Source organism: Acinetobacter sp. 797_lipA (assembly GCF_058243025.1).
On record NZ_JBZAYQ010000001.1, the window covers coordinates 2,090,529 to 2,102,637 of the forward strand.

General features: G+C 41.5%; 13 protein-coding genes. 1 reads left to right on the plus strand and 12 read right to left on the minus strand.

All coding sequences use genetic code 11. The features are described from left to right. Positions 1 to 6 precede the first annotated feature (6 nt). The 8 genes from AC4CU2_RS10245 to AC4CU2_RS10280 all read right to left on the minus strand — a co-directional run bounded on the left by AC4CU2_RS10245 (position 7) and on the right by AC4CU2_RS10280 (position 7,114). Positions 7 to 204: an NF038104 family lipoprotein gene (locus AC4CU2_RS10245; RefSeq protein WP_490768780.1), complete on the minus strand. Its 198-nt coding sequence runs from the start codon at positions 202 to 204 to the stop codon at positions 7 to 9. A gap of 35 nt (positions 205 to 239) precedes the next feature. Then, positions 240 to 1,268 (minus strand): GTPase Era, encoded by a 1,029-nt coding sequence (gene era / locus AC4CU2_RS10250; RefSeq protein ID WP_490768781.1) that lies wholly within the window; start codon positions 1,266 to 1,268, stop codon positions 240 to 242. A 6-nt stretch (positions 1,269 to 1,274) separates the two neighbouring features. Then, entirely contained in the window at positions 1,275 to 1,967 is a 693-nt protein-coding gene (rnc, locus tag AC4CU2_RS10255) for a ribonuclease III (RefSeq protein WP_058869418.1), read from the minus strand. Beyond that, the gene (locus AC4CU2_RS10260; RefSeq protein ID WP_490768782.1) at positions 1,939 to 2,313 is read right to left on the minus strand and encodes a DUF4845 domain-containing protein; all 375 of its coding nucleotides are present in this window, start codon (positions 2,311 to 2,313) and stop codon (positions 1,939 to 1,941) included. Before AC4CU2_RS10260 ends, rnc begins: the two co-directional genes overlap by 29 nt. Before the next feature lie 21 nt (positions 2,314 to 2,334). After that, positions 2,335 to 3,162: a signal peptidase I gene (gene lepB, locus AC4CU2_RS10265; RefSeq protein WP_004693669.1), complete on the minus strand. Its 828-nt coding sequence runs from the start codon at positions 3,160 to 3,162 to the stop codon at positions 2,335 to 2,337. A 20-nt stretch (positions 3,163 to 3,182) separates the two neighbouring features. Beyond that, entirely contained in the window at positions 3,183 to 5,000 is a 1,818-nt protein-coding gene (gene lepA, locus AC4CU2_RS10270) for a translation elongation factor 4 (protein WP_490768783.1), read from the minus strand. Between the two features lie 145 nt (positions 5,001 to 5,145). Further along, positions 5,146 to 5,622: an acyl-CoA thioesterase gene (locus tag AC4CU2_RS10275; RefSeq protein WP_490768784.1), complete on the minus strand. Its 477-nt coding sequence runs from the start codon at positions 5,620 to 5,622 to the stop codon at positions 5,146 to 5,148. A 112-nt stretch (positions 5,623 to 5,734) separates the two neighbouring features. Next, positions 5,735 to 7,114, minus strand: a complete 1,380-nt coding sequence (locus AC4CU2_RS10280; RefSeq protein WP_490737963.1) for a Do family serine endopeptidase — start codon at positions 7,112 to 7,114, stop codon at positions 5,735 to 5,737. A gap of 229 nt (positions 7,115 to 7,343) precedes the next feature. Between AC4CU2_RS10280 and nadB the strand changes: the two genes are divergently transcribed. After that, entirely contained in the window at positions 7,344 to 8,978 is a 1,635-nt protein-coding gene (nadB, locus tag AC4CU2_RS10285; protein WP_490768785.1) for an L-aspartate oxidase, read from the plus strand. A gap of 45 nt (positions 8,979 to 9,023) precedes the next feature. Here the strand turns inward: nadB and AC4CU2_RS10290 are convergent, their stop codons facing one another. The 4 genes from AC4CU2_RS10290 to pabC all read right to left on the minus strand — a co-directional run bounded on the left by AC4CU2_RS10290 (position 9,024) and on the right by pabC (position 11,998). After that, on the minus strand, positions 9,024 to 9,440 hold the full coding sequence (locus AC4CU2_RS10290; RefSeq protein WP_205666817.1) for a PaaI family thioesterase: 417 nt from the start codon (positions 9,438 to 9,440) through the stop codon (positions 9,024 to 9,026). Between the two features lie 88 nt (positions 9,441 to 9,528). Further along, the gene (gene tmk / locus AC4CU2_RS10295) at positions 9,529 to 10,128 is read right to left on the minus strand and encodes a dTMP kinase (protein WP_490768786.1); all 600 of its coding nucleotides are present in this window, start codon (positions 10,126 to 10,128) and stop codon (positions 9,529 to 9,531) included. Beyond that, on the minus strand, positions 10,129 to 11,130 hold the full coding sequence (mltG, locus tag AC4CU2_RS10300; protein ID WP_490769230.1) for an endolytic transglycosylase MltG: 1,002 nt from the start codon (positions 11,128 to 11,130) through the stop codon (positions 10,129 to 10,131). A 58-nt stretch (positions 11,131 to 11,188) separates the two neighbouring features. Further along, positions 11,189 to 11,998, minus strand: coding sequence for an aminodeoxychorismate lyase (gene pabC, locus AC4CU2_RS10305; protein ID WP_287166060.1), 810 nt, complete (start codon positions 11,996 to 11,998; stop codon positions 11,189 to 11,191). Positions 11,999 to 12,109 lie beyond the last annotated feature (111 nt).

Consider the following 12,109-nt stretch of genomic DNA (forward strand, 5'->3'; position numbering starts at 1 on the left):
AATTAACTAATCTTTTTTATCTTTATCATTATGTTCGCTGTCTTCATCATCCCCATCTGGGATAACAGCACCAACCACCGCTGCGGTTCCTTTCACCACGCCTTTTGTGGTTTTATACGCAATCTTTACAGGAACGGTGACGATCTTGTGTACACAACCTTGCAAAAACAACATACAAGCCATTACTGCGAACATTTTGACCATAACACCATCCCTATAAAAATTTGTTTTCTTAAAACTTAGATATCGCTATAACCTAAGCTTTTCAATGCACGTTCATCATCAGACCAACCACCTTTCACTTTAACCCAAAGCGTCAGCATGATCTTTTGTTCAAACATTTTTTCCATATCGATACGGGCATCCATACCGATTTTCTTAAGCTTAGCGCCTTTTTCACCAATCACAATTGCTTTCTGGCCTGGGCGGTCTACAAAAATCGTTGCATCAATGTATGTACACGCTGGTTTTGGACGACCTGTTTTTTCATTCACCGTTGCTTCTTCAGTCTTAAACGACTCAATTTGCACGGTTAAATCATAAGGTAGCTCTTCACCCAACTGACGCATAATCTTTTCACGGATAATTTCTGATGCCAAGAAACGCTCAGAACGATCTGTCAGTTGATCCAATGAATACATCGGTGATTGGAAAGGTAAATATTTTTCAATGGTATCGCGCAGATGGTCTAAGTTTGCACCACGTAGTGCAGAAACAGGAACAATCTCAGCAAAATTCATTAATTTTGCACGCTGTTGAATCAAAGGTAATGCATGGTTTTTATTTTCAAGTGTATCAATTTTATTGATCACAAGAATCACTGGCATCTCTGCATTTTTGAGTTTTTCCAAAACGAGCTCATCGTTTTGAGTCCACTTGTCTGCATCTAGAACAAACAATACCAAGTTGACATCACGCAATGCAGAAGACGCAGCACGGTTCATCATTTTGTTGATGGCGCGTACTTCTTTTTTATGCATCCCTGGTGTATCAACAAATACCGCTTGAGATTTTGCACGTGAATCAATTCCCACAATTTTATGACGTGTGGTTTGTGGTTTACGTGAAGTAATCGATAATTTTTGACCCAACAAATGGTTCATCAACGTAGATTTGCCTACGTTTGGACGACCGACAATTGCCACAAAGCCGCTACGAAAATCCGTTGGGATTTCTGTGCCTTGTTCGCTAAAAAATTGGCTAATTAAATCATTACTGTCGCTTTGCGACTCGTGATCAGCATCGATGTGATCGGAAGAATTTGACATGGCAGATTACTGCTCCAAAAGTTTTAAAATATCCGCCGCAGCAGCTTGTTCAGCAAAACGGCGACTGGTACCCTCACCCATTACAACAGACAATCCATCCACTTTACACTCCACTTTGAAATGCTGATTGGGTGCATCGCCTTGAATATCGACCACATCATAAACTGGGAGAGCTTTTTTTCGTGCCTGAAGATATTCTTGTAAACGAGATTTAGGATCTTTAAGTTGATCGGTTGGCTCGATATGGTCTAAATATGGCTCGTACCATTTTAACACAATCGGCTCCAACACCGTTAAATCACTACAATCCACATAGATTGCACCAATAATAGATTCAACCGTATCCGCAAGGATGGACTCGCGATGATGTCCACCTGATTTTAACTCACCTGTACTTAAGATGAGTGACTGGCTCAGTTTTAAATCATTTGCAATCTTACCTAAAGCTTCCTGACGAACCAAGGTTGCACGCATACGCGTCAAACGGCCTTCGTTCTCAGTTGGATAAGCTTTGTAGAGATAATTTGCAATAATCATCCCTAACAAAGAATCGCCTAGAAACTCTAGGCGCTCATAGTTGTATTTGTGGCTCACCGATCGGTGGGTCAGTGCAAGCTGAAGTAATTCAGGTTGTTTAAACTGATAACCGATACGGCTCGCTAAGCGGGCTTCACTTAGCTTGGACTGAGCTTTGATCAAAACTTTTCTCGAACTTTAATACTAAATCTATATTCAGTAAGAAGGGTTTTCTTACCTCATACTCCTTTTTCACCTGCAACCCTTCGGTATTGGTGACTTGCATAATTTCTTTAATCTTCACATCACGAATGCCATTCATATCCAAACGCTTTGAAAGCTGACTCTCAAACTCCGCGGGCTGAATATTTTTCGGGCTGCTTTGAAATACTTCCTCAATTTGGCTATTGATCATCCGATCATCAAAATAGGGAGCCCAAACTGCAATTGCCACTTTCGCCATAAATGCAAACCCCATGATTGCAAATAAAATGGCGATATAAGATGCCCCTTGTTGATTCTTGTGCATTTTTTATTTTCCGAATCGATATTAGTCAATGCTACCGTTACGGTTAAATGACGGCAACTTAAAGCCAGGTTCTTTATGCATCCAAATATAAAATGCACGACCTGTTAGGTTCTGTTCAGGAACCATTCCCCAGAAACGACTGTCAGCACTTTGGTCGCGATTATCCCCCATCGCAAAGTACTCACCTTCTTTTACTTTCACTTCCCAATATAAACCATTTTCAGCAGAGTATTTACCATTTTCTACAAAGTTAATATAGGGCGCTTGGCGTGCAACATTAACACCTTCTAACTCACGCATGGTAAAGGTATGCTTGCCAATGGTTTCTTTATGATATATCGAAGTAGGCGTATCTAAACGGTCTTTTTCACGACTAAATTCAACAGGAACCTTAGCAACTTTTTGACCATTAATGGTTAATTGGCCATGATCAAAAACAATGTGATCGCCAGGAATACCAACTACACGTTTGATATAGCTGATCGTCGGTTGCGGTGGATAACGGAAGACAATCACATCACCACGCTCAGGCTCACCCACATCAATCACTTTTTTATTCACAATCGGCAGGCGCACACCATAGTCAAACTTGTTGACCAAGATGAAGTCACCCGTTTCTAAAGTCGGCACCATCGAGTCTGAAGGAATATTAAAAGGTTCATAAAAGAATGAACGTAAGCATAGAACAATCGCAAGGACTGGCCAGAAATCATAAGCCCATGTAATGACAAAATTTTCATTTCCCTTGCCTTTCGTCGCTCGTTGTTTAAATACAAATTTATCGAGCAACCACACCAAAAAGAAAATTAGTGTGACAGGAACAAGTATCAAATTAAAATCAAAATCCATGGGCTTATATTCCTACCTTTTTATCTTTCTACTTTCAACACAGCCAAGAACGCTTCTTGTGGGATTTCTACACTTCCCACTTGTTTCATGCGTTTTTTACCTTCTTTTTGCTTCGATAGCAGTTTCTTCTTACGAGAAACGTCACCACCATAACATTTCGCCAATACGTTTTTACGCATTGCCTTTACGGTTGAACGAGCAATAATTTGTGCGCCAATGGCCGCTTGAATTGCCACATCAAACATTTGACGTGGAATCAAATCTTTCATTTTTTCAACCAATGCAATACCACGGTGACGGGCATCTTGACGGTGACAAATCATTGCCAAGGCATCGACTTTATCGCCATTGATTAGAACATCGACTTTTACCAATGATGAACTTTCAAAACGTACAAAGTTATAATCGAGCGACGCAAAACCACGTGAACACGACTTCAATTTATCAAAGAAGTCCATCACCACTTCCGCCATTGGAATTTCAAAGGTAATTGAAACTTGGTTCGCCATAAACTTCATGTCTTTTTGAACACCACGGCGTTCCACACATAAAGTCATGACATTACCCAAATACTCTTGCGGTACAAGGATATGGCACTCAGCAATCGGCTCACGTAAGTCTTCAACCGTTGAACCATCTGGCATTTTAGATGGGCTATCGATATAAATCGTTTCACCATTCTTCATCACCGCTTCATAAATCACTGTCGGTGCAGATGAAATGAGGTCTAAATCATACTCACGCTCTAAACGCTCTTGCACGATTTCCATATGTAGCATGCCTAAGAAGCCACAACGGAAACCAAAACCTAAAGCATCTGAACTTTCAGGTTCAAAGAATAACGCCGAGTCATTGATCTGAAGTTTATGCAAAGCTTCACGAAACGGTTCAAATTCACTTGAATCAATTGGGAACAAACCTGCATAAACCTGCGGCTTCACTTTTTTAAAGCCCGGTAAGGTTTTGACTTCTGGTGTGTTGGCAAGGGTAATCGTATCACCCACTGGCGCACCAAAAATGTCTTTAATCCCTGCAATTACGAAACCAACTTCACCCGCTTCAAGGATGTCTGTCTCAGTATGCTTAGGATTGAAAATACCCACAGAAGTAATGATGTGCGTTTGACCTGTTGATTTCATCAACATCTTGTCGCCCTTACGCACACGACCTTCTTTCACCCGCACCAAAGAAACAACGCCTAAGTAGTTATCAAACCAAGAGTCGATAATTAAAGCTTGTAATGGCGCATTACGATCACCAGTAGGTGCAGGAATGACATTAACAAGGGTTTCTAAAACGCTATCAATCCCAAGACCTGTTTTTGCCGAACAGGTTGGTGCTTCAGTCGCCTCAATACCAATGATGTCTTCAATTTCTTGAATCACACGTTCAGGTTCAGCCTGTGGTAAATCAATTTTATTCAATACAGGAAGGACTTCGAGACCTTGCTCAATTGCGGTATAACAGTTCGCAACTGACTGTGCTTCCACGCCTTGTGCTGCATCCACAACCAACAATGCACCTTCACAAGCCGCCAATGAGCGTGACACTTCATATGAAAAGTCGACGTGCCCTGGTGTATCAATAAAGTTCAATTGATACTCTTGACCATTTGAATGGGTGTAATACAAAGTAACCGACGCAGCTTTAATGGTAATACCACGCTCACGTTCAAGTTCCATGGAGTCAAGTACTTGAGCTTGCATTTCACGATCTTGCAAACCACCACAAGTTTGAATAAAGCGGTCAGCGAGCGTTGACTTCCCGTGGTCAATGTGAGCAATAATACTGAAATTACGGATATTTTTAATATCAACAGATTTTTTAGCTTGCGCCATGGGCTACCTTGAACAAAATGAAGCGTTATGCAGACAAATTTCGATGCACAACAAAAGCCGAATAGAAATTGCAAAGGATTATAACAGATGGTTTTTTTAAAGTATCCATATTAATACGCTTCCTTTTCACAACTCTGACGCTTTTTTACCTGTTTTCGCTTTTCACTGGACTTTTTGAATAATCCATTGAAAAATCTAGGGCATTCACATCTTTTGCAAGCGGTTGGTAAGCTTGAGTAAAACTTGGTGACATACGTTTCGCACGTCCTGTTTCAATCTCTACGCAAGCCCACTTAGTTTGAGCAACAAATAAAATGCTATTGTCTTTGGGTCTATAAAACACATATTGGCGTGATGAATATAATGCGTTTATATCGTCAAACCATGTACGTAAGATTATTTCATCCTCTTCAAATGCCGCTTTTCTGTACTGCACATGATGCTCAACTGCAACCATGGCATGTTTTAACTCGATATATTCTTTTAAGCCTAAGCCCAATGCATCAATATGTGCCGTTGCGACATCCTGCATCCAATGCATATAAACTACGTTATTCACATGGCCTAACTGGTCGATATGTTCTGCTTGCACCTGAAGCCTTAAGTCAAAAATACTACTCATAAACACTCTATTGAATCTAAATATCCCTATGAAGATGGCAGTGTACGCAAATAACAGACATCATCAAATTGCAAAAAATAAAAAACCACTCCGAAGAGTGGCTTTTTCTCGCTTATTGGATGCGCATCCCTAAAATGGCTGGTGTGCCTTGTCGGATAATTCCAACGCGGGCAACCTGACCTTTTTTCAATTCAGATGCCGCTTGGACAAAATCATTGGTGTCTTTTACGACTTTACTATTAATGTGAGTGACCACATCACCAGCCGCCATACCTGACTGTGCTGCTGCGCCGCCACGTTTCACTTCTTGAATCAACACACCACCTTTCACATTGAGTTGTGACAATTCAGCAGGTGCTAAATTTCGGATAGCAATACCTAAGACAGGCCCTTTACTTTGTGTAACTGTATCTGATTTTGCAGGTGTGTCATCCGGTGCAGTGGTTAATGTTGCCGATATATTACGCTTTTTATCATCACGCAATACTTCAAGCTGTACCGTTTGATTTGGCATAGTACGATTTAAATAGTTCAATAACTCAGAGGTCCGTGAAATCGGCGTTCCATTGAATTTTAAAATAATATCGCCTGCTTTTAGTCCCGCTTTCTGCGCAGGTGAATTCGGCTGAACATTGGTAATCAATGAACCTTCTGGTTTTGGCAAATTATAAGACTCTGCCAAATTGCGGTCTAGATCTTGTAGATTAAACCCTAAATAAGAACGCGTAACTTTGCCTGTTTTCTTAAGTTGGTCAGCAATATCCATTGCGACATCAATGGGAATCGAGAAAGACAGCCCCATATAACCGCCCGTACCACTGAAGATACGCGAGTTCACTCCAACCACTTCACCCTGCTGGTTAAATAACGGACCACCTGAGTTTCCTGGGTTGAGAGCCACATCGGTTTGAATGAAGGGTACCGATGTCTCCCCCATCATATTACGCATTTTCGCACTCACGATTCCCGCTGAAGCAGAATAGTCGAAACCAAACGGTGAACCGATCGCAAGCACAGGTTCGCCTACACGCAGTTGATCAACATTGCCTGCACGGAGTGATGGAAAATTCGCACCATTCACCTTAAGCAAGGCCACATCCGTTCGTTCATCACTCCCCACCACAGTCGCATCCAGTTCACGACGGTCATTAAACATAATCGTGACTTTCGATGCATCTTCTACGACGTGGTGATTTGTCAGTAAATACCCATCTTTACTAATAAAAAATGCGCTGCCATAAGCCGTTTTTTCTTGCGGCGCTTGCTGCTGCGGAATAATGACTTGATTACCAAAAAAACGCTTCAAAATCTCAGGTATTTGCTGCTGCAGTAACTCTTCTTGAGTCATCTTTTTAACCACATTTACACTAACTACAGCAGGGCTGACTTGCTCAACCAAGTTTGAGAAATCAACAGGTGCTGCTTGTGTTTGCACCGTAACCATTGTGCATGCAACAGCAAAAAAACCAGTTTGTATCGCGCGACTTTTCATATCAAGTATTGACCTATATGTTTGTTATCAATTTATGTATTAGCGTTTTTAGCATAATCTTTGTCTATCTTGGGTAATAATATGTTCTATTATGTTTGTATAAACAAGAGCTTAAAATTTGCTTAAAAAATACGTTCTTTATTTATATTTCCCATCAATTGTAGAGATTTTACCCTTGCCTTTTCGTGAAAAAAGCGCTGTCATTAGCGAACTTTTTCCAAATTAGCTGATGGACATGTCTAATTTAAACACAACACATCATTTTGATGTGATTATTGTGGGAAGTGGCGGTGCAGGCCTGAGCTTAGCCTTATCGTTGCCTCAACATTTCAATATTGCTGTTCTTGCAAAATCAAACCTGACCGATGCAAGTACCTTCTATGCACAAGGTGGCGTTGCCGCTGTTTTAGATGAAACGGATTCCATCGAACAGCACATTGATGACACCATGATTGCGGGCGCTCACTTGTGTGAGACCGAAGCCGTAAAGCAAACCGTTGAAGGCGGTAAACCTTCTGTTGATTTTCTACTGAAACACGGCGTGCAGTTTACCCTTGATGATCAAGAACAGTTGCATCTAACACGTGAAGGTGGACATTCTCAACGCCGTATTATTCATGCCGCAGATGCTACAGGTCGCGCCATTTCAACTACCTTAGTTGAACGTGCAATTGAAAAAGACAACATCACCATTTTTGAAAATTACATCGCTATCGATTTAATTACCTCTCAAAAACTGGGCTTGGAAGAACAAAATCGTGCATTAGGCCTCTATGCACTCGATGAAAAGACTGAAAAAGTACATACCTTTTTAGCCCCTTTCACCGCGCTAGCGTGTGGCGGTGCCATGAAAGCCTATCTGTATACCTCGAACCCAGACATTGCAACGGGCGATGGTATTGCCATGGCATTTCGTGCAGGTTGTCGCGTGGCGAATATGGAATTTAACCAATTCCACCCAACCTGTTTATACCACCCACAAGCGCGCTCTTTCCTCATTACTGAAGCAATGCGTGGTGAAGGTGCCTATTTACGCTTACCCGATGGCGAACGCTTTATGTTGCGTTTTGATGAACGTGCGGAACTGGCTCCACGTGACATTGTGGCGCGAGCGATTGACTATGAAATCAAACGTTTAGGTATTCGTCACGTTTGGCTCGACATTAGCCATAAGCCCGAAAGTTTCATTAAAGAACATTTCCCAACCCTGTACGCACGCTTACTTGAACTCGGCATCGACATTACCAAGGAAATGATTCCTGTTGTTCCTGCTGCGCACTATACCTGTGGCGGTGTGGTGGTTGATGAACATAGTCAAACTGACATTACTGGTCTCTATGCAATTGGGGAAACCTCATATACTGGCTTGCATGGCGCCAACCGTATGGCCAGTAACTCACTGTTAGAGTGTTTTGTGTATGGCATGAGTGCAGCAGAACACATCGAAAAAAGTTTTGATTCAAATTACCAATCCCCAACTGCTCCGTCTTGGGATGACTCACAAGTGATGAATCCTGATGAAGATGTGGTGATTTTGCAGAACTGGGATGAACTCCGTCAAACCATGTGGAACTACGTCGGCATTGTGCGTACTACGAAACGTCTTGAACGTGCGCTACACCGCATTGAAATGTTGAAGCGAGAAATTACCGAGTATTACCAAGATTACCAAGTCAGCAAAAATCTTATTGAGCTACGTAATTTAGTTTTAGTCTCTGAAATGATCGTGCGCTGTGCTATGCAGCGTAAAGAATCGCGCGGTCTACACTACACTTTAGATTACCCTGAACTGTCGAATGAACTGCGTAAAACCGTACTCACCCCTTTAAATTTTAAAGTTGAAACCCCTTTAGTGAATAACTAATTTAAAAAAAGCCTGATTCGTCAGGCTTTTTTATTCAGACATTTTTTAGGATTTGCGTGGAATAGAATAAGTTCCCACCACATGTGCAATGGGTTCATCCTTACCCACTGAATACAACCACACATCCCCAACCACCAATGCTTTGCCAACTTTCATTAACTTACATTCACCGCGGATATTTGTTGAAGCTGCGGGTTTACTTAGAAAGTTGACCGATAAATTGGTGGTCACGGTTAAACCGACCAGCCCAATTTCCCCTAAAATGGCGATATACAATGCATAGTCTGCAAGAGTCATCATGGTTGGGCCTGAAACCGTCCCACCCGGTCTCAAATCGCGCTCATCTACCTGATACACGACTGTTGCTGCGCGCTCAGTCACAGATTCGATACGACATTTTTCTAAACTTTGCGGGAATTCCTTTTCTAAAAAAGCCACAATCTCAGTTAAGTTACTTTTCATTTTTCCTTCAACATTCAGTCCTTTGTCACTGACTATAAAAGAAAAATGCATTTCACTACAGCATGAAATAACATTTCTGGCTTATTTTTTAGTTTAAATATTGCAGCGCTTGTGCAAAAACCTGCTCTGGTGACTGGGTCGCATCCAAGCGTTTGACCCGCTCAGGATATTGTTCCCATAACTGCTGATAACCTGCTCTGACTTTTTCAAAGAACGTGACTTTTTCTTGTTCAAAACGGTCCAAAGCTCCCCTTTCCCGCGCACGAGACATGCCTGTCTCAATCGGAGCATCAAGCCAAAATGTAATATTCGGCATATGGCTGACAAAGTGATCATTCAGCAGTTGCAGCTTCGACTGGCTTAAACCACGTCCTGCGCATTGGTAAGCAAAGCTGGCATCGGTAAAACGGTCACACAATACGGTTTTATGTTCCGTTAAAGCAGGCATGATCACTTGCTGTAAGTGCTGTGCACGAGCCGCGTACATCAGTAGCAGTTCAGTATCATTCGACATCGACTCTTCATGATTGACAGACAATAGTAGCGAACGAATTTGCTCAGCCATCGGTGTACCACCTGGCTCACGCGTTAAAACAACACTCTGACCTTGTTGCTCTAGATGCTCATAAATTTTGCGAATCAGTGTGGTTTTACCGACACCTTCTGTGCCCTCAAAACTAATAAACATCTATTCATCCTTCTTGGTTTTTAAAACGCTGAGATATTCTTTTACAGCTTGGTTGTGCTGCTCTAAAGTCTCACTAAATGTGTGCCCACCATTGCCCGTTGCAACAAAGTAGATGTTTTTGCTGTTATCTGGGTGCATGGTAGCTTCAATGGCTTTTTTACTTGGTAAAGCAATTGGCGTAGGAGGTAAACCATTGATGGTATAAGTATTATAGGCTGTTGGAGTACGCAAGTCTTGGCGGGTAATATTGCCTGTATATTTATCGCCCATGCCATAAATCACCGTTGGGTCCGTTTGCAAACGCATGCCGAGTTGAAGACGACGCGCAAACACACCTGAAACTTGCTCCAGTTCGCGGTCAACATTGGTTTCTTTTTCAATGATAGAGGCCATGATCAAGGCTTCGTATTTATCTTTATACGGCAAATTTGCCGCACGGTTTGCCCAAGCTTCATCTAAAGCTTTCATTTGGCGTTTGTATAAATCCATTAAGATTTTTTTGTCTGACTCCCCTTTGGCGAAGAAGTAAGTATCGGGGGCAAAAAGCCCTTCAGCATGCGTATAAGGAATATCTAAGGCTTTTAAAAGCTGATCCATGGGTAAATTGGAAACTTCCTTTTTAACCAACGCATCCTTTTTCAACGCCTCGATCAACTGTTTAAAGGTCGTCCCCTCAATCACCAATATACGGTTCATCTCGGCATTATCGACATTGGAAATCATATCCAAAACTTGGCGAATACTCATACCTTCACGCACTTCATAAACACCGGCTTTCAAGGTGTCATGAATAAATATTTTTTGGTAAAGCTTTAAAATAATAGGAAAACTAGCCATGTCTTCTTTGGCTAAGCGATCAATAAAACCGGAATAGGTATCGCCAGAGCTAATTGCCAATAACTGCTTTTTACCTTCGACAGGATAGGATTTAAATAAACTCGACCACAGTACAATCATCAATAAAACAATGATGCTCACAGCAATCAATAACAACCCTTTCATTTTTCGTTGGGGTGGTTGCGTTTTCTTTTTCGATTTGGTTTTGGCTGCGGACATACTACTACATCTGATTAAGTTGAAGACGATGGAACAAATCTATACACGGCTGAACATCTAAATGCTGATGATTCAAACTTTTGGCTATTTTCATAGGACTCAAGGCATTGCAGAAAAATAAACTTTGAAAGCGTGGAATTTCTTCCATATCAATCATTCTCAGTTCACAGCTAATGCCTTGTTGCTGCATCCGTGCCAATATTTCGGCACGCATGACACCATGTACGCCATTATAACGAAGTTCGGGACTAATCCATCGATCATTTAGCAGAATGAAACAATTACTGCTCACACCTTCAACGACAGAACCTTGCACATCTGTGACCAAAGCTTCCAACCAACCGTGTTGTTCTGCCTCATGCTTGAGTAAAACTTGTTCTAAACGGTTTAAACTTTTCACACCCACCATTTGCGGCATACTTAACCCCATCGCATGTTGCAGTACCCCTGAATCAATTTCGCTGTATGTAAAAGCCTCTGATGCTTGCGGATAGAAAAAAACCCAAATGTCAGCAGAATGTGTTGGCAAACTATAACCGCGCTGCCCTTCACCCCGACTAATAATAATTTTCAGCGTTCCGTTTAAGTGTGCATGGGTTTGTTTTAATTGCACGATGCTGTGCTGAATAAAGGCTAAATCTGCTGACAACAACAGTCTTTCACAGGCCAATTTCAAGCGTGCTATATGTAGAGACTCTAGCTCAATCACACCCTCACGGATACGCGCTGTACTAAAACAACCATCTCCATAGTGAAATGCACGATCTAATAATTCTATTCGTTTGATTTCTTGTGCATTTTTATAGCAATACATGCCAATCTACCCTGAAACAATTTTCTGTTTTAGTTTAATGAATTCTAAGCTGAACTCTTTTTCTTTTTTATTCATATAAAATTCATTTTTTATTATTTTTTTAGCAATAAG